This is a genomic window from Staphylococcus sp. Ze2 (genome assembly GCF_048568365.1).
In the GTDB taxonomy this organism is placed as follows: Bacteria; Bacillota; Bacilli; order Staphylococcales; family Staphylococcaceae; genus Staphylococcus; species Staphylococcus xylosus.
The window spans coordinates 1,507,792-1,530,174 of sequence record NZ_CP183486.1; the positions used below are offsets into that span (position 1 = coordinate 1,507,792).

Consider the following 22,383-nt stretch of genomic DNA (forward strand, 5'->3'; position numbering starts at 1 on the left):
AAATGTCTCGGGCTTTTCTTTTTTTATAGTTATCCAAGATATAACAAATAAAATTTTAAAATGCTTTTATGTTTAAATTAAAAAAATAAAGGACTAGAGCGAGTATAAATAAAATCTTTGATTTAATGTAAAAGTGTAATTTTTTCATGATGTTAGTTTACTCTTACTTGACTATCATAGAATAAATGTTCATATTATGAATTTAATGTTAAGATTTTATTAATAAAGGGTAATGAAAATGGTATAATAATTCAAATAAATTTGTTGGATTCTTTGTAGGGACTAATGTTACAAAAATCGCATATATATAGGTGTAGTTAGGAATTAAACCCATTGTAAAGATTATGTTAAAAAGTTTTAAACTATGTTATTTTTATTAAAATATAAGTTATAATTAATTTGTAAACACAATTATGGAGGTATACTATGTCACAAAAAGTACTTGTAGTAGATGATGAACAATCAATCGTAACCTTATTAAAATATAATTTAGAGCAAGCCGGATACATAGTAGAAGTGGCTTATGATGGAGAAGATGCATTAGAAAAAGTTAACTCTACAAATCCTGAATTGATTGTGTTAGATGTCATGCTTCCCAAAAAAGATGGTATAGAAGTTTGTAAAACAATTCGTTCTGATAAAAACTTAGTGCCTATTTTGATGTTAACTGCCAAAGATGATGAATTTGATCGTGTTTTAGGTCTGGAGTTAGGGGCAGACGATTACATGACTAAACCATTTTCACCAAGAGAAGTGGTAGCAAGAGTAAAGGCGATATTAAGAAGGTCAGCAATTGTCAATGAGGCAGTACCAGTTGAAAATGATGAAGACGATATACTGATTGGATCAATAAGAATTAGACCAGAATATTTCGAAGTGTATAGAGAAGATGAATTGCTAGAGTTAACTCCAAAAGAGTTTGAATTATTATTATATCTTATTGAAAGACAGGGTAGAGTGATTACCCGTGAGCATATGTTAAATTCAGTTTGGAACTATGAATTCGCAGGAGACTCGAGAATTGTGGACGTACATATTAGTCATTTAAGAGATAAGTTAGAAGAAAACCCTAAACAGCCTAAACTCATTAAAACAGTTCGTGGATTAGGGTATAAATTGGAAAGACCAAAAGTCTAATGCTTAAGTTTCACCAAAGACTTTTATTTTTATTATGTACCATCGTTATTGTTAGTTTTTTAATATTGGGTACTATTATTACACATGTAATTAATAATACCATTACAACTGGTCAAGAAGGCGATTTAGAACATCAAGCTCAACATTTTGTTAATCTTTATAACGATGATAAAGAAGATGAGATGAGAGATGTCGCTAAAAGTGAAGAACTTACAGTATATATTAAAGAAAATAACGATGTCTTGTTTTCGACAAAACAAGGGACACAAATTAATAATGATATAAATAATCCTGCTATTCCATCTAAATTGACTTATGATAAGCAAGATGAAGACCATAGATTCACTTTTAAGACATCTATAAATAATAAAGATGTTTTAATTAGTGGTATAAACAATGAGATTTTAGAAATACAGATTGAAGTCTGGAAATATATAGCGATTATTGGTTTATTTGTATTAGTTATTATATTTTTAGTTGTAAGAAGTATTAATCGGACTTATATAAGACCAATTAATGAGGTGACCTACGCTACAAATCTATTGGCTGAAGGTTATTATCATGTAAGAGTACCAGAAAGCAATGTCAAAGAGACAAGAGAATTATTTGTAACTACTAATGAGCTAGCTCGTAGGTTGCAAAGGCTTAATCATAAGCAAAAGTTACAATCAAATAGGTTGAAAACTACTGTGGAAAATATCCCGAGTTCGATCTTAATGATTGATAAATATGGTGAAATTGTTGTAGCAAATAAATCGTTTTATCATGTGTTTACGCCAGATGAAGCTGTCGAACATAAAAGTTATGTTGATTTTACAGATATTAAATTACAAAAGTTAATTACTGAAGCTTTTAAGGTTGAGAAGCCTATCTATGATCAAATCAAATTGACTATAGATCAAGTACATGAGAAATATTTTGATACGGCGTGTGTTCCAATATTATCAAGAACAAGAAAAAATCTTTATGGGATGGTTATTGTTTTACATGATATAACGAATCTTAAAAAACTTGAGAATTTAAGACGTGAATTTGTAGCTAATGTATCGCACGAATTAAAAACACCTATCACGTCAATTAAAGGTTTTGCGGAAACTTTATTAGATGGTGCTAAAAATGATGAACAAACACTCAATGAGTTTTTAAAAATTATCTCTAAAGAATCTGATCGTATAGAGACTCTAGTATTTGATTTATTAGATCTCTCGCATGTAGAACAACAAACTGAAATAGAAACAGCGTACATGAGTTTGTCAGATATTGCAGAAACAACAATTAAGAACATGCGAAAAATTGCGGAAGACAAAAATATAACTATAATAAATGAAATTGATTCTGATATTGTTATTGATGCAAATCAAGACAAAGTATCTCAAGTTGCGCTTAATTTATTATCAAATGCAATTAGTTATTCTAAGGAAGATAGTGACGTAATAATTCGTGTATATAAAGACGAACAGAAGCGCATCATGGAAGTGCAAGATTTTGGAATTGGAATAAGTCAGGAAGACCAAAAGCATATTTTTGAACGCTTTTATCGGGTTGATAAAGCAAGAAGTAGAGATTCAGGTGGCACTGGCCTTGGTTTATCGATTACTAAACATATTATGGAAGCACATGGTGGTAGAATTAATGTCTTTAGTACAGTTGGTAAAGGTTCGACATTTAGAGTTACTTTTTTTAAATAATGTTTGTGAATAAAAGAATTTGATGATTGAGTTATAAATATAACTATTATCAATAATGTGTATTTATCTAAGTAAATATAAGAAGGCATTGTATCTGTGCACTGAACTGACACTAGTTTGTGGTTTTATGTAAGATGCGTGAGTTAGAAATCGGCGTCTGAATTTTAAATTCGGCGTCGTTTTTTATGCTTTTTAAGAGGGAGGAATTGTGTGACTTTGGAATTTTTAAGCGTATATTTAAAATGGGGAAACATGTTAAGCTAGAAATAGGATTAAGAGACTCATTCAAGATAATTGAAAGCAATCTCATGCTTACAATAAAAATGATGATTACAAAATAAGATATAATAAAGTTTCGATATAGGTAAGTTAGTAATTTATGCTAAAATGTTAAATAAATATGTGTTGGAGGTTAAAATAGTGAATAAATTAATTCTAATTGATGGTAATAGCCTTAGCTTCAGAGCCTTTTATGCTTTACCACTATTACAAAATAAAGCAGGTATACACACTAATGCTGTGTATGGATTTGCAATGTTACTAGAAAAAATAATCAAAGAAGAACAGCCTACACATTTTCTTGTTGCGTTTGATGCAGGAAAGACTACATTTAGACATGATAAATATAGTGAGTATAAAGGGGGGCGTCAAAAAACGCCACCCGAGCTGACTGAGCAATTTCCTTATGTAAGACAGTTATTGGATACTTATCAAATTAAGAGATATGAATTAGAAAACTATGAAGCAGATGATATTATAGGGACATTAAGTAAAGAAGCTGACAACGCACACTTTGAGACTATTATCGTTACAGGCGATAGAGACTTAACACAATTGGCAACGGATGATGTTACAATTTATTATACTAAAAAAGGTGTGACAGACGTTGATCATTACACACCTGACTTTATTGCGGAAAAGTATGACGGCTTAGTTCCAAATCAAATCATAGATATGAAAGGTTTGATGGGGGATGCATCAGATAACATACCAGGTGTAGCTGGAGTTGGTGAAAAAACTGCAATTAAATTATTAAAACAATTTTCAACTGTGGAAAATGTTTATGAACATTTGGATGAAGTTTCTGGTAAGAAATTGAAAGAAAAACTAGAAAATAGTAAAGATGATGCATTGATGAGTAAAGAACTTGCAACTATTAATTGTGCGAGTCCTATTGAAGTATCACTTGAAGATACAATGTTGCCAGAAAATCCAGATACTTCAGCTAAAATTGATTTGTTTAAAAAATTAGAATTTAAGCAATTGCTTGAACAAATAGACGTAGATGGCACACATTCTACAGCTGAAGAGAAAGAATTAAATGTAGAATCTGATTTTAAAAACATTGACTTTAAATCTTTAACTTCTGCAACTATACATTTTGAATTAGATGGCTCCAATTATTTGAAAGATGATATTTTGAAATTTGCATTGTTTGCAGATGAACACCATGTTGTTGTTGATGCAGCAAATATTCATGACTATCCTGAACTTATAGCTTGGTTAGAAGATGACACAACAGAAAAAAATGTTTATGATGCTAAAAAGACATATATTGTTGCGCACAGATTGAAAATATCGATTTCAAACATTATTTTTGACGTGATGCTTGCAAGTTATATTATCGACCCATCTCGAGCTATTGACGATGTGAACTCTGTAGTTAGCAATTACGGTCAACACTATGTTCAACAAAGTGTTGAAGTATATGGCAAGGGGAAAAAGAGACATTTACCTGAAGATGATGTTTTGAATCATTATGTTGCGACAGTGATAGAAGCAATTAATCAAGTTAAACCAATCATGCAAGAACAATTAATCGAATATAACCAGACGAACCTGTTAGATAATTTAGAACTACCACTAGCGCGGATATTAAGTGAAATGGAAGAAACAGGGATTTATACGGTTGCTAATGATTTAGAAGAAATGGAAAAAGAAATTCAAACTAAATTAGATGTATTGATTGACAATATTTATCAAGCTGCAGGAGAATCTTTCAATATTAATTCTCCAAAGCAATTAGGTGTCGTGTTGTTTGAAACATTAAAATTACCGGTAATCAAGAAAACAAAAACAGGATATTCTACTGCAGTAGATGTACTTGAACAATTACAAGGACAACATCCAATTATTGAATATATACTAGAGTATAGACAACTTGCAAAGTTACAATCTACTTATGTTGAAGGTTTACAAAAGGTAATAAGTGCTGATAACCGTATCCATACAAGGTTTAATCAAACATTAGCGCAAACGGGTAGATTATCGTCTATCGATCCAAATTTACAAAACATCCCTGTTCGTTTAGAAGAAGGAAGAAAAATAAGAAAGGCATTTAAATCTAGTGATGAGAACAGTGTTATATTTTCTGCAGATTACTCTCAAATAGAACTCCGAGTGTTAGCTCATATCACACAAGATGAAAGTATGAAACAAGCATTTATAAATGACGATGATATTCATACGGCGACAGCGATGAAAGTATTTGGTGTAGAACCTGATGAAGTAGACGGTATGATGCGTAGACAAGCTAAAGCAGTTAATTTTGGTATTGTTTATGGTATTAGTGATTATGGTTTGAGCCAAAGTTTAGGAATCACACGGAAACAAGCTAAACAATTTATTGATGACTATTTAGATAGTTTTCCTGGCGTAAAACAATATATGGAGGATATCGTCAAAGACTGTAAAGCACAAGGCTATGTAGAAACCTTGTTACATCGTCGTAGATATATTCCAGATATAACAAGTAGAAATTTCAATTTGCGTGGATTTGCTGAGAGAACTGCAATGAATACGCCCATTCAAGGTAGTGCTGCTGATATAATTAAATTAGCTATGGTTAACTTTGACAAAGAAATTAAGAATACAGATTTTCACGCAAAATTATTATTGCAAGTACACGATGAATTGATTTTTGAATTACCGAAAGATGAAGTGGAAGCATTCAGTGAATTTATAGAAGATATCATGGATAACGCCCTTGAACTAGATGTTCCATTAAAAGTAGAATCTAATTATGGCGCTACATGGTATGACGCAAAATAGAAAGAAGGTACTTAAATGCCTGAACTCCCAGAAGTAGAACATGTAAAAAGAGGTATACAACCGTTTGCTACCGGCCAAAAAATTGAATCTGTTATCTTTTCCGAGAAAGTTAAAGAAGGTAAGGCAAGCCAACGTGAAACCATAATTAAAGGTATGGCATTAGATACATTCCAAAAATTCACGGAACAATATGTGATTAAAGAGATTGAACGCCGTAGTAAATATATTGTGTTTTACCTTGAAAAAGGTAAAGAGGAGAGAATACTTATCAGTCATTTAGGTATGGCTGGTGGATTCTTTGTAGTTGATAAAATAGAAGATATTAGTGTGCCGAATTATAGAAAGCATTGGCATGTTATATTTAAATTAGATAATGATAAATTGCTAGTTTATTCAGATATTAGACGATTTGGAGAAATTAGGAATGTACCTGATTTTCAGGCGTATCCTTCATTTTTAGAAATTGCGCCAGAACCTTTTGAGAAAGATGCAAAGAGTCATTATTTAGCTTGGTTTGATAAAAAGATGTATCAAAATAAGCCTATTAAACAAATGATTTTAGATCATAGAGTGATTTCAGGATGCGGTAACATTTATGCGTGTGAAGCACTATTTAGAGCAGGTATACATCCAGCTCGATTATCTAAATCTTTAAATAGTCAAGAGCGCGACATATTGTTTTATTATGTTCGAGATGTGTTAGAATCGGGTATAAAATATGGTGGAACGAGCATCTCCGACTACCGTCATGCAGATGGTAGTACCGGAACGATGCAACTACATCTTAATGTTTATAAACAAAAGGTTTGTAAGGTTTGTGGAAGTGACATAGAAACTCAAGTAATTGCAACTAGAAACAGTCATTACTGCCCTACTTGCCAAAAATAAAGGAAGAGTGAGAATATGCCAAAAGTTATAGGACTAACTGGTGGTATCGCATCAGGTAAATCAACCGTATCAGAGCTTTTAACAGCGCACGGATTTAAAGTTGTAGATGCAGATATTGCATCTCGACAAGCTGTAGAAAAAGGGACTGAAGGACTAGCACGCGTCAAAGAGGTGTTTGGCGATGAAGCAATAGATGAAGACGGGAATATGAATAGATCGTATGTTGGTGAAGTTATTTTTAATCAACCAGAAAAAAGATTGATTTTAAATGAAATCGTTCATCCAATTGTTCGTGATATAATGGAAAAAGAAAAGGAAGAATATCTCGAGCAAGGTTATAATGTGATTATGGATATTCCGTTGCTATTTGAAAATGATTTACAAGAAACAGTAGACGAAGTGTGGTTAGTGTACACCTCTGAAAGTATCCAAATAGATCGATTGATGGAACGTAATGACTTATCGATGGAAGAAGCGAAAGCACGTGTATATAGTCAAATATCAATTGATAAAAAACGTAGAATGGCAGATCATGTCATAGATAACAGAGATACCAAATTAGAACTTAAACAAAACTTAGAAAATTTGTTGTTTGAAGAAGGTTACATTGAGAGCGACACTGAAGAAGCGCAATAATAGAATTGTAAAAAGCCATCTAGTTTTCTTTATGAAAATTGGATGGCTTTTTTATAAAAAAACATAAATTATATAACAATATATAATGCGAAGAATTTCTTGTTACATCTGGGATTTTAAAGAAGGAAATTAAAATTAAATTGTATGTATTTGTATTACTAAAGGTATAGATTAGTTAAATTAGAAAAGTTTTACATTTGTTTAAGAAAACGCTTTCTTAAAAACGAATTTATGTTATACTATTTCCATAAAGTATAACACTAAGACGAGGGGTGCTTCGAATGACGACAAATATTGCAATTAATGGAATGGGTAGAATAGGCAGAATGGTATTGAGAATTGCGCTCAATAATAAAGATTTGAATGTAGTAGCGATAAATGCGAGCTACCCACCTGAAACAATTGCTCACCTAATTAACTATGACACAACACATGGTGCTTTTGACTTAAAAGTAGAGCCGACGGAAGCAGGTATTAAAGTAAATGACCATGTAATTCAATTGGTATCTGATAGAAACCCGGAAAATTTACCCTGGGAAGCGTTGGACGTTGATATAGCAATAGAGGCAACAGGTAAATTTAATCACGGAGATAAAGCAATCGCGCATATTCATGCAGGTGCTAAAAAAGTATTGTTAACAGGACCGTCTAAAGGTGGCGATGTGCAAATGATCGTCAAGGGTGTGAATAATGATCAATTAGACATAGAGCAATACGATATCTTTAGTAACGCTTCATGCACAACTAATTGCATTGGACCAGTCGCTAAAGTCTTAAATGAAGAATTTGGTATTCAAAATGGATTAATGACTACTGTTCATGCTATTACTAATGATCAGAATAACATCGACAACCCTCATAAAGATTTAAGACGTGCACGCTCTTGTAATGAAAGCATTATCCCAACTTCTACAGGTGCTGCAAAAGCGTTAAAAGAAGTCTTGCCTGAATTAGAAGGTAAATTACATGGTATGGCTCTAAGAGTACCAACGAAAAATGTATCTTTAGTAGACTTAGTTGTAGATTTAGATACAGATGTAACGGCGGAACAAGTTAATCAAGCGTTTAAAGACAATGATTTAGAAGGTGTTATATCTACTGAAGATGCACCATTAGTATCAATGGATTTCAATACTAATCCACATTCAGCTATCATCGATACACAAAGTACAATGGTTATGGGTGATAATAAAGTGAAAGTAATTGCTTGGTACGATAATGAATGGGGTTATTCGAATAGAGTAGTGGATGTTGCTGTTCAAATTGGTCAATTACTTAAAAGTGATGTTGCAGCAGTAACGTACTAAAAATAAATTTATACAAACAATAAAAATATGATTATACAAATTTAAGAACTCCTTCTAAGCCAGGGTGTATTCAATTACACTGTCTTAGAAGGAGTTTTATTAATCTTAATAATATAATGATGAAGTGATAGGTATATAAAACATTTGGCGTAATGAGAGCGGGCATTTTATAATAGTAATCGTCATCAGATAAAAAGTATAGGGAGTTTTTTGAAATAATTTAGTATTAATTCCTGTATGCTAAAATGTGTAATAGCGATTCTTTTGTGACATGTATATTTATAGTATAATAAAAGATAATCATAAATGAGAGGGTGAAAATTCGATGAAATGCCCGAAATGTAATTCGACTCATTCTCGTGTTGTAGACTCTAGACATGCAGATGAAGTTAATGCGATTCGTCGTAGAAGAGAATGTGAAAATTGTGAAACAAGATTCACGACCTTTGAACATATAGAGAAAAGACCACTTATCGTGGTGAAAAAAGATGGAACACGAGAGCAATTTTCGCGTGAGAAGATATTAAATGGTTTAGTGCGTTCTTGTGAAAAGAGACCGGTTCGCTACCAACAATTAGAAGATATTACTAATAATGTAGAATGGAAGTTACGTGATGAGGGACACGCAGAAATTTCTTCTAGGGAAATAGGAGAGCACGTGATGAATTTACTCATGCATGTAGATCAAGTGTCTTATGTGCGATTTGCATCTGTTTATAAAGAATTTAAAGATGTAGACCAATTATTGCAATCAATGCAAGGTATATTAATTGATAATAAACGGAGTGAATCGTAAATGGGGTTACAATCATATGATTATGGATTACGACCACATGATAATTTTACTGTCGTGCGTGAATTCTATTTGAATAATAACCATTTAGAAATCTTAAACAGGTTGTTCACACCGATGATAGGCCCTAATGCGACAGGGTTATATCATTATTTAAATCAATTTGTAGACCACGAAGTAGATGCAGTGTTGACGCACTATATTGTTATGAGTGAGTTGAAAATCAATCTGCTAGAATTCAGAAAAGAAATGGATTTATTAGAAGGTATTGGATTGGTAAAATCCTATGTAAATCATAATGAGCAGCATTCTTCATTTGTTTATGTGCTTAAACAACCACCTACTGCGAAACAGTTTTTTAGTGATCCTATGTTATCAGTTTATCTATATAGCGAGGTGAGTAAACAACGTTACCAACAATTAAAACGTCACTTTGAAACCAAAACTTCTGTAGATTTAAGTAATTATCAGGATGTAACGCGCACATTTACTGATGTTTTCAAAATACCTAATAAAGCATTAGCGCAAGATACAGCATATATTCAAGATGAAAAGTCGTATGAAGGTTTAGACCTTACTCGTGTTCACTTTGACTTTGAAACATTATATGATTTGTTACAAAATCATTTTATTAGTTCAAAAATAATAACCAGTGATGCTAAGGCTTTAATAACACAAATCGCAACATTATATGGTTTGACGCCTGAATCGATGAAACGTATTATTTTAAAGTCGATAACTAGTGCACAAGAATTATCTTTTGAAGAATTAAGAAAACACGCACGTACGTATTATTTAATGGAACACGAACAACAATTACCAAATTTACAAGTTAAATCAGAAAAGGATAATGTTAATTCACAGGTGAATACTTCTGAGGAAACGGCAAGCCAATCTGATAATTGGTTAGTGCAATTGGAACAAACAAGCCCAATTGATATGTTAGCATCGTGGTCAGAGTCAGAACCTACTACTCAGCAAAAATTCATGATTGAAGAATTGATTGAACGTGAAAACCTATCTTTTGGTGTTATAAATATTTTGTTACAATTTGTCATGTTGAAAGAAGATATGAAATTACCTAAAACTTATATATTTGAAATAGCGTCAAATTGGAAGAAAAAAGGTATTAAAACTGCTGAACAGGCGTATGAATATGCGATGAAAGTTAACCAGCCTAAAAAAGAAACTTATCCGAACAAAACTCGATATAAACAAAAACAATTAGCTTCTAGAGAGATGACACCGAAATGGTTAGAAGAGCGAGATAAGAAATCGGAAAAAGATAACCAACAGCATAACCATGAAGAAGATGAGAAATTAAAAAATGACAGAGAGCAATTTTTAAATCAATTAAAAACTAGATGGAAGGAGGGCGAATAAATGAAATCTTTTAATAATATCATGGGAGAGTCAGATGATTTATCAAAACGCATAGAAAAAATAAAAAAAGATGTAATTAGTGATTCTGATGTTCAACGATTTTTAAATGAACATCAATCAGAATTGACAAATGCCATGATAGACGAAGACTTAAATATTTTACAAGAATACAAAGACCAAGTAAAACACTATGATGGACATACTTATAAAGAATGTCCCAACTTTGTAAAAGGCCATGTTCCAGAATTATATGTTGAAAGTAACCACATTAAAATTCGTTATTTACCATGTCCATGTAAGATAAAGTATGATGAAGAAAAGTTTAACTCGCATCTAATTACTTCACATCATATGCAACGTGATACTTTAGACGCTAAACTTGAAGATATATACATGGATAGAAGAGATAGATTAGATGTTGCAATGGCAGCGAATAAAATTTGCGATAAAATCACGAAGCACGATCCTCAAGTTAAAGGATTATATTTGCACGGACCATTTGGGACAGGAAAGTCATTTATTTTAGGTGCGATTGCGAATCAGTTGAAAACTGAAAAGATTCCTTCTACTATCGTCTATTTACCTGAATTTATCCGTTCACTTAAAGGCGGTTTTAAAGATGGAAGTTTTGAAACAAAATTATCCAGAGTACGAGAAGCGAATATTTTGATGTTAGATGACATCGGCGCTGAAGAAATTACACCATGGGCTAGAGATGAAGTAATTGGCCCATTATTACATTACAGAATGGTGCAGGAATTACCTACATTTTTCAGTTCTAACCTAAGCTTTGAAGAATTAGAGTTCCATCTTTCTGTAACTCGTGATGGTACAGAGAAGACTAAAGCGGCTCGAATCATGGAACGTATCAAAACTTTGGCGACACCTTATTATTTAGAAGGAAAAAATTATAGGAACGATTGAAATCTAAAATAAATGTTGTATAATATAATTAAATCTAAATCAAACGAAATTAAACGAAGATACGATTGATATTTCACTACTTCACAGAGAGCCATTGAATGTTGAGATATGGTAAGTATATTTATTGATTACTCCTTCGTCAGTGATGTTGTAATGAACATCCGGCTCAAGACCGTTATCTTACGTAGAGAGAAGCTATTTTGTAATTATGCAGAAAAGCTTTAATTTAGGGTGGTACCACGAAGACCTCGTCCCTTTTTAGGGATGGGGTCTTTTTATTTTCTCTGCGGTTATTGATAAATTGTATTTCGCTTTGATTTAAGTGCTTGAATAAATAGGAGGAATGTTAAATGGACCAAATTAATATAAAATTTCCAGATGGTAATGCAAAAGTGTTTGATAAAGGCATAACAACAGAAGATATAGCACAATCAATAAGTCCAGGATTAAGAAAAAAAGCCGTAGCTGGAAAGTTGAATGGCCAATTAATTGATTTAACTAGACCAATTGAAGAAGATGGCGATATAGAAATCGTTACACCTGGTACAGATGAAGCTTTGGAAGTGTTACGACATTCAACAGCTCATCTTATGGCGCAAGCGTTAAAACGTTTATATGGAAATGTGAACTTTGGTGTTGGCCCTGTAATTGAGGGCGGTTTTTATTATGACTTTGATATGGAAGAGAGTCTTTCTTCGGATGATTTTGAGAAAATTGAAAAGACAATGAAACAGATTGTTAATGAGAATTATCCAATAGAACGTAAGGTTGTTTCTCGTAATGAAGCTAAAGCGTTTTTCTCAGAAGATCCTTATAAATTAGAACTTATAAATGCAATCCCTGAAAATGAAAATGTCACATTATACACTCAAGGTGAGTTTACAGATTTATGCCGTGGCGTGCATGTACCTTCAACTTCGAAAATCAAAGAATTTAAATTGTTATCAACAGCTGGAGCTTATTGGCGTGGTGATAGTAACAATAAAATGCTACAACGTATTTATGGTACAGCGTTTTTCGATAAAAAGGATTTGAAAGCACACTTACAAATGCTAGAAGAAAGAAAAGAACGTGATCATCGTAAAATTGGTAAGGAATTAGAGCTATTCTCAAACAATCCATTAGTAGGCGCTGGTCTACCACTTTGGTTACCAAATGGTGCAACAATTCGTCGAGAGGTTGAACGTTACATTGTAGACAAAGAAGTGAGCATGGGTTATGACCATGTTTACACACCAGTTATGGCTAATGTTGATTTATATAAAACATCTGGTCACTGGGATCATTATCAAGAGGATATGTTCCCGACAATGAAACTGGATGAGCATGAAGAAATGGTGCTTAGACCAATGAATTGTCCACATCACATGATGATTTATGCTAATAAACCACATTCATATCGTGAACTACCAATCAGAATTGCTGAATTAGGCACAATGCATCGTTATGAGGCAAGCGGAGCTGTGTCAGGATTGCAACGTGTACGTGGTATGACTTTAAATGATGCGCATATCTTTGTTCGTCCAGATCAAATTAAGGAAGAATTCAAGCGTGTTGTTAATCTTATTATTGATGTATATAAAGACTTTAACTTTGAAAACTATAGCTTCAGACTAAGTTATAGAGATCCAGAAGACAAAGAGAAATACTTCGATGACGATGAAATGTGGAATAGAGCAGAGAGCATGTTGAAGGAAGCTGTTGATGAGTTAGGCTTAGATTATGAAGAAGCTATTGGTGAAGCGGCATTCTATGGTCCAAAATTAGATGTACAAGTACAAACTGCAATGGGTAAAGAAGAAACTTTATCTACAGCACAACTTGATTTCTTATTACCGCAAAAATTTGATTTAACATATATTGGTAATGATGGAGAACAACATAGACCAGTTGTCATTCATCGTGGTGTTGTTTCAACAATGGAACGTTTTGTTGCGTTCTTAACTGAAGAAACAAAAGGAGCTTTTCCAACTTGGTTAGCACCTAAACAAGTAGAAATCATTCCTGTGAATGTTGATTTGCACTATGATTATGCGAGACTGATTCAAGATGAGCTTAAGTCACAAGGTGTTCGAGTTGAAATTGATGACAGAAACGAAAAAATGGGCTATAAAATTAGAGAAGCACAAATGCAAAAAATCCCATACCAACTTGTCGTAGGTGATAAAGAGGTAGAAAATAGTGAAGTGAATGTGAGAAAATATGGTTCACAAGATCAAGAAACTCTAGAGAAAGACGAGTTTATTTGGAACTTAGTCGATGAGATTAGATTGAAAAAACAAAGATAGTCTTGAAAGTAATGTAGAAATCATGTATATTACAGGTTAGTGAGTTAAATATAAAATTAAATTTGAGTTAGAGGTTGCATTTTTAAAGAGTAAGTATTCAGAAGCCGTATGGGGCGTATGTTGAATGCATGAAAGGTAAAAATGCCGAAACTGGTATTGACCATTGACACAATATCAGTTGGGACAGTTTTCGAAAGAGACTGGACTGTCACATATGTGATGTGCTACCTATATAAATGCTATTATTAAAATGGTTGCATATCTAATAGGTATGCAACCATTTTGTTTTGGTTAAATGATTAAAATTAATACTTTTACGGGATAGAGTAAAAATTATAATAAATGTAGTTGTACAAATATTTAACGCTGCATTTAGGTTTTTTATACTATAAATTGTATTCTTTAATCATATAGTAAGTTAGCCTCTAAGTTTAAAGAAAGGACGCTTCTATGGCAAAACAAGAAAATCAAAGCAATGGGGTTCAAAGAGGATTAAAAGATCGCCATATTTCCATGATTGCGATTGGTGGATGTATTGGAACAGGACTATTTATGACTTCGGGGGGAGCGATTCACGACGCCGGAGCCTTAGGTGCATTATTAGCTTATGCAATTATCGGGGCAATGGTCTTCTTCCTTATGACGTCATTAGGAGAGATGGCGACATATTTACCAGTATCGGGATCATTTAGTACTTATGCTACACGTTTTGTTGATCCATCACTAGGATTTGCATTAGGTTGGAATTATTGGTTCAACTGGGTTATTACAGTTGCAGCGGATGTTACGATTGCAGCGCAAGTTATACAATATTGGACACCTTTAGCAGGCATGCCAGCTTGGGCTTGGAGTTGTCTATTCTTATTAATTATTTTTGGTCTTAATGCCTTATCTGTTCGCGTATACGGTGAAAGTGAATACTGGTTCGCATTAATTAAAGTAGTTACAGTGATTATATTTATCGGAATTGGACTACTAACAATCTTAGGTATTATGGGTGGAGAGTTTGTTGGTTTTGATACCTTTACTAAAGGTGGCGGACCAATACTTGGTGACGGACTAGGCGGTAGTTTATTAACTATCTTAGGCGTATTCTTAGTCGCTGGATTCTCATTCCAAGGAACTGAATTAATAGGTATCACTGCAGGTGAATCAGAAAACCCAGAACGCGCGGTACCAAAAGCAATTAAACAAGTGTTTTGGAGAATATTAATTTTCTATATTATGGCAATTTTTGTAATTGGTATGTTAATTCCTTATGATAGTGCAGCATTAATGGGTGGAGGCGAAGATATTTCAACCTCTCCATTTACACTTGTATTCCAAAATGCAGGGTTAGCATTTGCGGCATCATTTATGAATGCTGTAATCTTGACGTCGGTTCTATCTGCGGGTAACTCAGGTATGTACGCATCAACACGTATGTTGTATTCAATGAGTAAAGATAAATTAGCTTATCCTGTATTTGCTAAAACAAACAAATATGGTGTGCCTTATGTATCATTGTTAGTCACAGCGCTTATTGTAATAGGTATATTTGTATTACAACATTTAAGTGGTGACGCTTATGAATATATTGTTGCAGCTAGTGGTATGACTGGATTTATTGCATGGGTTGGTATTGCAATCAGCCATTATAGATTTAGAAAAGCATTTGACAAACAAAATTACGATAAATCAAAATTAAAATACAAAGCTAAGTTATTCCCGTTCGGGCCGATATTTGCAGGTGTACTCTGTGTACTTGTTATTGTTGGGCAAGACGTAGACTTTATAAAAACGGGTGATTTTAATTTAAATAGATTCGTTATAACTTATATGGGTATACCTGTATTCTTAGCATTTTTCATTTATCATAAGTTAAGATACAGAACGAAAATCGTTCCGTTAGAACAAGTGGATTTGCGTCAAAATGTTGATATGGATGAAATAAATAAATAGTAAAAAGCAGTTGACTAATGTCATTATTGTTGTTATGATAGGTAACGTTGAATACGAAACGAACCAAGTAGAAGCTCCCGCTTCTCACCTGTTGCGACGCAAAAGCTGTTGGCAGGTCTTATATACACACGATTAAGTCATGTGTAGAGAAGAGCGGGTATATTGTATACTCGCTCTTTTTGCTTGGGATAATTTCGTAAAAATCTTGGAGGTGTCAACCATAGCAAAAGATCAGACTCAAGTTAACGAAAAGATTCGTGCAAAAGAATTACGCTTAATCGGTCAAGACGGAGAACAAATTGGTGTAAAAACTAAGACAGAAGCTCTTGAAATGGCAGATAGAGTTGGTTTAGATGTAGTCATCATGGCTCCGAATGCTAAACCACCTGTTGCTAGAATTATGGATTATGGTAAATATAAATTCGAACAACAGAAAAAAGAAAAAGAAATGAAGAAAAAACAAAAAACAATTAACCTTAAAGAAATACGTTTAAGTCCAACTATTGAGGAACATGATTTCCAAACTAAGTTGAAAAACGGACGTAAATTCTTAGAAAAAGGCGATAAGTGTAAAGTTTCAATTCGTTTCAGAGGTCGTGCGATTACGCATAAAGAAATTGGTCAACGTGTTTTAGAGAAATTTGCAGAAGAATGTAAAGATATCGCTACAGTTGAACAAAGACCTAAAATGGATGGACGTCAAATGTTTATAACATTAAATCCAATCAATGAAAAATAATAATAAGATATTACAGGAGGAAATGAATCATGCCTAAAATGAAAACACACCGTGGAGCAGCTAAACGTGTTAAAAGAACTGGTTCAGGTAAATTAAAACGTTCTAGAGCTTTCACATCTCATATGTTTGCAAACAAAACAACTAAACAAAAACGTAAATTACGTAAAGCTTCATTAGTATCAAAATCAGATATGAAACGCGTAAAACAATTATTAGCTTACAAAAAATAATGACTAAAATGTCATAACGTATCAATTCGAAAGATTGAACATATTTAGAGGAGGAATTTATTATGCCACGAGTTAAAGGTGGAACAGTAACAAGAGCGCGTCGTAAAAAGACGATTAAATTAGCTAAAGGTTACTTCGGTTCAAAACGTACATTATATAAAGTTGCAAAACAACAAGTTATGAAATCAGGTCAATATGCATTCCGTGACCGTCGTCAAAGAAAACGTGATTTCCGTAAATTATGGATTACACGTATCAATGCAGCAGCTCGTCAACACGACATGAGTTATTCAAGACTTATGAACGGTTTGAAAAAAGCTGAAATCGACATTAACCGTAAAATGCTTTCAGAAATTGCTATTTCAGACGAAAAAGCTTTCGCTGAGTTAGTAACTAAAGCTAAAGATGCTTTAAAATAGTATCGAATTATAAAGGGAGTGCGACAGAAATACTATTATAAAAAATAGATTTCTGTCGCACTCCTTATTTTTAGTTATTAAACAGTTTTAAATAAAAATTTGATATAAGCGCAAATGAATTCATTTGGTTGTATTTTAAGATACGAATTATCATTTTGATAAATAACCATCATTTGATAAAATAGCTTAGAAGTCATAAATGGAGGAGAAACTAATGTCTAAATTCGATGAAATGATTACAGTAGTTCCGAGAAAAATTTTATTTAATGATGAAGAGAATAAATTCAATGGTTTCTTAGATAAAAATACTGTTAAAGGGCAAGAAATTTTTGACACACTTTCTAAATTTGAAGTTAAACGACGCGGAGATATGGAAGAAGATCCGACATTCAAACAATTAATTTCTTATTGTATATTGGAAAATGAAAACGATGAGTTATTAGTGTACGAACGTTTATCTGGCGGAGGAGAAGCTCGTTTGCATGGCCAATCATCTATTGGCGTAGGCGGTCATATGAATGATGTTAAAGGTGCCGAGTCAATTAATGAAGTATTAAGAGTTAATGCCCAAAGAGAATTAGAAGAAGAAGTAGGCTTATCAGAAAGTAAGTCTCAGAATCTAGCTTACATAGGTTTTATCAATGATGATACGAATGAAGTCGGTGAGGTCCATTTAGGCGTTGTGTTCAAGATTCATGTGAACAGTAATGATGTACAAGCAATGGAAACTGACACGCTTCGTATAAAATGGGTAGATCAAAGTAAAATTGAAGATTATGATGAATTTGAAACATGGAGTGCTTTAATATTACAAGCTATAAAATAGGGGTGTCTAAAGATGTCTGATATCATTCCTTTTCCGCGTTCGAAAGATAAATTAGTGAGAGAAATAAAGCAATCATTTAATGATAAAGATTTTGAACAAACTTATGACTTATTTGAAGACTTTGAAGAACAATTTGAACTAGATGAGCAAATGTCTTTATTAAAATGTTCGATGCTATATAAGATGGGGCATTTTCTTGAACTACGTGAAGAAGCTATTATTTTATTAAAACAAGGCACGACTAAGTACGATGACTTGATGATGTATTATATTAAAAGTTTGAATGGTTTAGGGCAGTATTTTGAGGTGGTGGAAGTCATCAATCAAATTATTGATGAAGTTCACGATCATAGAACACGTATGGAGTTATTTCCGATTAAAGAATATGCTTTAAGCCAAATCGATAAACACAACGAGCATGCTACACATATGTTGCAAAATTTCGATGCGATTTCTCTGAGAGAGCAAATCAATACTATATTAACTTTGATTGACCATAACCAATTTAGATATCAGGAAACGATTGTTAATATTATCAATGAAATGGATTTACAACCCAATGTGGTAAGTATAATGCTTGAATATTTACGTTTTGGTGGTTACAATCAGACCATTCAAATTCAAAAATTTGGATTTAATATTGAAGTTGTCCCAGCCCAATTATCTGGCTTAGAACATACTATGTTTAAGACGAAAATAATACCACAAGTTATTAATCAAATTGAAGATAGTGCGCCACAAATGATTGAAGAGGCGCTTCGTTTAATGAATAATCATGCGATTTTATTTTATCCATTAGAATTAGAACGCATAGCACTAGAACCAGTATGGATGGAAGCTTACGTAAATTATTTTAAATCTATGCTAGGTTTAGAAAGTTTAGATATGTCAAATGATGTTGTGAAATTTATAACTAATATTGATAGTATAGAATAATTAATCATTTGATTTTCGGGTAATGGAAGAAAGTAGCTAAAATAGAAATTTTCAAGTTTGCATTTTAAATCACGTGTTATAAACAGAGTGTTTGTGTAGAGCGTAGACGTGTGCTATAATAGTGAAGTTGAAAAAATAAAATAGGATAATCATGGAGGTTTTTATACATGACAGCAACTTGGGAAAAAAAGGAAGGTAACGAAGGCGTTTTAACCGTTACAGTTCCAGCAGAAAAAGTAGACAAAGCAATTGATCAAGCTTTCAAAAAAGTGGTTAAACAAATAAACGTACCGGGCTTCCGTAAAGGGAAAGTGCCTCGTCCAATCTTTGAACAACGCTTTGGTGTAGAAGCATTATATCAAGATGCAGTTGATATCTTATTACCAGAAGCTTATGGTGAAGCTATAGATGAAACTGGCATAAAACCAGTTGATCAACCAGAAATCAATGTAACATCTATTGAAAAAGGTAGCGAAATGACATTTGAAGCAAATGTCGTTGTAGAACCAGAAGTACAATTAGGTGATTACAAAGGTTTAGAAATTGAAAAACAAAACGTTGAATTAACTGATGAAGAATTACAAGAATCAATCGATCATCAATTAGGTCATTTAGCTGAAATGGTAGTTAAAGAAGACGGCGCTATTGAAAATGGCGATACAGTTAATATTGATTTCGATGGCTATGTTGATGGCGAACAATTTGAAGGTGGACAAGCTGAAGGCTATGACCTTGAAATTGGATCAGGTTCATTTATTCCAGGGTTTGAAGAGCAATTAGTAGGCGTTAAAACTGGTGAAGAGAAAGACGTTAACGTTACTTTCCCAGAAGAATACCACGCTGAAGAATTAGCTGGAAAAGAAGCTACTTTCAAAACTAAAGTAAATGAAATTAAATTCAAAGATGTTCCAGAATTAACAGACGAAATTGCTAACGAATTAGATGCAGAAGCAAATACTGTTGATGAATTCAAAGAAAACTTACGCAAACGTCTAACTGAACAAAAAGAAACTGACGCTGAAAACAACCAAAAAGAAGAAGCGATTAGCAAAGCATCAAACAATGCTACAATTGATGTTCCAGAAGCAATGATTAACACTGAGTTAGACCGTATGGTTCAAGAATTTGGTCAACGTATGCAACAACAAGGTCTTAATCTTGAAACTTACTTCCAAATCTCTGGTCAAGATGAGTCACAATTAAGAGAACAAATGAAAGATGATGCAGAAGAACGTGTTAAAACAAACTTAACACTAACTGCTATCGCAGATGCAGAAGAAGTTGAAGTGTCTGACGATGACATCGATAAAGAATTAGAAAAAATGAGTGGACAATTTAATATCTCTGTTGAAGATATTAAACAAACACTTGGTAATACTGACATTGTTAAAAACGATGTACGTATCCAAAAAGTGATTGACTTATTAGTTGATGAAGCTAAATTAGTAGAACCATCTAAAGATGACTCAGAAGCGTAACTAAATATAGAGTGAGCAAATTATTTTGTGAATTATATGTTAGTCGTTTAATATAGTAAACTAGTAGCAGATGCATTCAAAGATGTATCTGCTACACTACTTTGTGCAAATAACTTGTGAAAGGTGCAAGTTGCATATTAAAATACTATCTAGTATAGTCTTTAGGGAATAGGGGTGTAAATAGAATGTTCAAATTCAATGAAGATGAAGAAAATTTAAAATGCTCTTTCTGTGGTAAAGATCAAGATCAAGTGAAAAAATTAGTTGCAGGAAGTGGCGTGTATATTTGTAATGAATGTATTGAGCTATGCTCAGAAATTGTCGAAGAAGAATTAGCTCAAGGAGAACCTGAAGGTTTAACTGAATTACCAACACCTAAAGAAATTATGGACAAATTAAATGATTATGTAATTGGCCAAGAAAAAGCTAAGAAATCATTAGCTGTTGCAGTTTATAATCATTATAAACGTGTTCAACAATTAGGTCCAAATGAGGATGAAGTTGAACTCCAAAAAAGTAACGTAGCATTAATTGGTCCAACTGGTAGTGGTAAAACACTTTTAGCACAAACATTAGCTAAAACATTAAATGTCCCATTTGCGATTGCAGATGCTACTAGTTTAACTGAAGCTGGTTATGTCGGCGACGATGTTGAAAATATTTTACTTCGTTTAATACAAGCGGCAGATTTCGATGTAGATAAAGCTGAAAAAGGTATTATTTACGTTGATGAAATCGATAAAATTGCAAGAAAATCAGAAAACACATCAATTACCCGTGATGTTTCTGGTGAAGGTGTACAACAGGCCTTGCTTAAAATTTTAGAAGGTACAACTGCAAGTGTTCCACCACAAGGAGGACGTAAACACCCAAACCAAGAGTTAATACAAATTGATACTACAAATATCTTGTTTGTACTTGGTGGTGCGTTTGACGGAATAGACGAAGTGATCAAGCGTAGATTAGGTGAAAAAGTTATTGGTTTCTCAAGTAGTGAAGCTTCTAAATACGATGAAGATGCTATTCTTGAACAAATTAGACCAGAAGATTTACAATCATATGGCTTAATTCCTGAATTTATTGGTCGTGTGCCAATCGTAGCTAATCTTGAAACTTTAGACGTTGATGCGTTGAAAAATATCTTAACGCAACCTAAAAATGCGTTGGTAAAACAATATACTAAGATGCTTGAACTAGATGATGTTGAGTTAGTGTTTACAGACGAAGCATTATCTGCAATTAGTAACAAAGCAATAGAACGTAAAACAGGTGCACGTGGATTACGCTCAATTATTGAAGAAGCTTTAATCGACATTATGTATGATGTACCATCTTCAGATGGTGTCGTAAAAGTAGTTATTACTGAGCAAACAATAACTGAAGAAAAAGATCCAGAACTATACGATAAAGAAGACAACCTTGTAAACAAGGAACAAACTTCTGCGTAACTTATCTATAAATAAGAAAGCATTTATAGTGTATACTTTTCAAAAGTATTCGTTTTATAATGCAAACTTGGCAAAAGGGACAAACTTTGAATTGAGTTTAAACAAATACTTTTCAAACTCGTTTATTATTGCCAATATCATATTTGAGGCCGACACGTTTATGATGTCCGGCCTCATTTTTTATGAAAATAATACGATATTTAAAAAATACATATTCATATTAGACTTTGTGTAATATAATTAACAAGTGAATTTATAAGAAAAGAGGGTC

18 protein-coding genes, 1 riboswitch and 1 other annotated feature are annotated in these 22,383 nt (G+C 33.0%); all 18 genes read left to right on the forward strand.

All coding sequences use genetic code 11. The features are described 5' to 3' along the window. Nucleotides 1-426 precede the first annotated feature (426 nt). The 18 genes from ACM591_RS06970 to clpX all read left to right on the forward strand — a co-directional run bounded on the left by ACM591_RS06970 (nucleotide 427) and on the right by clpX (nucleotide 22,112). Complete coding sequence (locus ACM591_RS06970) at nucleotides 427-1,137, forward strand: response regulator transcription factor (protein ID WP_029377074.1); 711 nt, start codon at nucleotides 427-429, stop codon at nucleotides 1,135-1,137. Next, on the forward strand, nucleotides 1,137-2,825 hold the full coding sequence (gene pnpS / locus ACM591_RS06975) for a two-component system histidine kinase PnpS (RefSeq protein ID WP_058625548.1): 1,689 nt from the start codon (nucleotides 1,137-1,139) through the stop codon (nucleotides 2,823-2,825). The genes ACM591_RS06970 and pnpS overlap by 1 nt, the downstream gene beginning before the upstream one ends. Nucleotides 2,826-3,245: 420 nt before the next feature. Continuing rightward, nucleotides 3,246-5,876: a DNA polymerase I gene (polA, locus tag ACM591_RS06980; RefSeq protein ID WP_029377076.1), complete on the forward strand. Its 2,631-nt coding sequence runs from the start codon at nucleotides 3,246-3,248 to the stop codon at nucleotides 5,874-5,876. A gap of 15 nt (nucleotides 5,877-5,891) precedes the next feature. Further along, complete coding sequence (gene mutM, locus ACM591_RS06985) at nucleotides 5,892-6,764, forward strand: bifunctional DNA-formamidopyrimidine glycosylase/DNA-(apurinic or apyrimidinic site) lyase (protein ID WP_029377077.1); 873 nt, start codon at nucleotides 5,892-5,894, stop codon at nucleotides 6,762-6,764. 15 nt (nucleotides 6,765-6,779) lie between these two features. Then, nucleotides 6,780-7,400, forward strand: a complete 621-nt coding sequence (gene coaE / locus ACM591_RS06990; protein ID WP_029377078.1) for a dephospho-CoA kinase — start codon at nucleotides 6,780-6,782, stop codon at nucleotides 7,398-7,400. Between the two features lie 281 nt (nucleotides 7,401-7,681). Further along, nucleotides 7,682-8,707 (forward strand): type I glyceraldehyde-3-phosphate dehydrogenase, encoded by a 1,026-nt coding sequence (gap, locus tag ACM591_RS06995; protein WP_029377079.1) that lies wholly within the window; start codon nucleotides 7,682-7,684, stop codon nucleotides 8,705-8,707. A 325-nt stretch (nucleotides 8,708-9,032) separates the two neighbouring features. Continuing rightward, nucleotides 9,033-9,503: a transcriptional regulator NrdR gene (gene nrdR / locus ACM591_RS07000; RefSeq protein ID WP_029377080.1), complete on the forward strand. Its 471-nt coding sequence runs from the start codon at nucleotides 9,033-9,035 to the stop codon at nucleotides 9,501-9,503. After that, entirely contained in the window at nucleotides 9,504-10,883 is a 1,380-nt protein-coding gene (locus ACM591_RS07005; protein WP_029377081.1) for a replication initiation and membrane attachment family protein, read from the forward strand. After that, a complete protein-coding gene (gene dnaI, locus ACM591_RS07010) occupies nucleotides 10,884-11,807 on the forward strand; it encodes a primosomal protein DnaI (protein WP_029377082.1) in 924 nt (307 codons plus the stop codon). Between the two features lie 350 nt (nucleotides 11,808-12,157). Beyond that, nucleotides 12,158-14,095 carry a threonine--tRNA ligase gene (thrS, locus tag ACM591_RS07015; protein WP_038678701.1) on the forward strand — a complete coding sequence of 646 codons (1,938 nt, stop codon included), beginning with the start codon at nucleotides 12,158-12,160 and terminating at the stop codon, nucleotides 14,093-14,095. 60 nt (nucleotides 14,096-14,155) lie between these two features. Then, a riboswitch (Lysine riboswitch) is annotated at nucleotides 14,156-14,330 on the forward strand. Nucleotides 14,331-14,545: 215 nt separating this feature from the next. Further along, on the forward strand, nucleotides 14,546-16,036 hold the full coding sequence (locus ACM591_RS07020; RefSeq protein ID WP_029377084.1) for an amino acid permease: 1,491 nt from the start codon (nucleotides 14,546-14,548) through the stop codon (nucleotides 16,034-16,036). Nucleotides 16,037-16,095: 59 nt separating this feature from the next. Next, nucleotides 16,096-16,224: a sequence feature (ribosomal protein L20 leader region), on the forward strand. A 23-nt stretch (nucleotides 16,225-16,247) separates the two neighbouring features. Further along, nucleotides 16,248-16,775: a translation initiation factor IF-3 gene (infC, locus tag ACM591_RS07025; protein WP_029377085.1), complete on the forward strand. Its 528-nt coding sequence runs from the start codon at nucleotides 16,248-16,250 to the stop codon at nucleotides 16,773-16,775. A gap of 29 nt (nucleotides 16,776-16,804) precedes the next feature. Continuing rightward, the gene (gene rpmI, locus ACM591_RS07030; protein ID WP_002507378.1) at nucleotides 16,805-17,005 is read left to right on the forward strand and encodes a 50S ribosomal protein L35; all 201 of its coding nucleotides are present in this window, start codon (nucleotides 16,805-16,807) and stop codon (nucleotides 17,003-17,005) included. Nucleotides 17,006-17,067: 62 nt separating this feature from the next. Continuing rightward, nucleotides 17,068-17,424 (forward strand): 50S ribosomal protein L20, encoded by a 357-nt coding sequence (gene rplT, locus ACM591_RS07035; RefSeq protein ID WP_017724704.1) that lies wholly within the window; start codon nucleotides 17,068-17,070, stop codon nucleotides 17,422-17,424. A 214-nt stretch (nucleotides 17,425-17,638) separates the two neighbouring features. Beyond that, entirely contained in the window at nucleotides 17,639-18,250 is a 612-nt protein-coding gene (locus ACM591_RS07040) for an NUDIX domain-containing protein (protein ID WP_326026758.1), read from the forward strand. A gap of 12 nt (nucleotides 18,251-18,262) precedes the next feature. Next, nucleotides 18,263-19,186, forward strand: coding sequence for a hypothetical protein (locus ACM591_RS07045; protein WP_029377087.1), 924 nt, complete (start codon nucleotides 18,263-18,265; stop codon nucleotides 19,184-19,186). Nucleotides 19,187-19,353: 167 nt separating this feature from the next. Next, nucleotides 19,354-20,664, forward strand: coding sequence for a trigger factor (gene tig / locus ACM591_RS07050; protein ID WP_029377088.1), 1,311 nt, complete (start codon nucleotides 19,354-19,356; stop codon nucleotides 20,662-20,664). A gap of 185 nt (nucleotides 20,665-20,849) precedes the next feature. Further along, nucleotides 20,850-22,112: an ATP-dependent Clp protease ATP-binding subunit ClpX gene (gene clpX, locus ACM591_RS07055; protein ID WP_029377089.1), complete on the forward strand. Its 1,263-nt coding sequence runs from the start codon at nucleotides 20,850-20,852 to the stop codon at nucleotides 22,110-22,112. The last annotated feature ends 271 nt before the right edge of the window (nucleotides 22,113-22,383 follow it).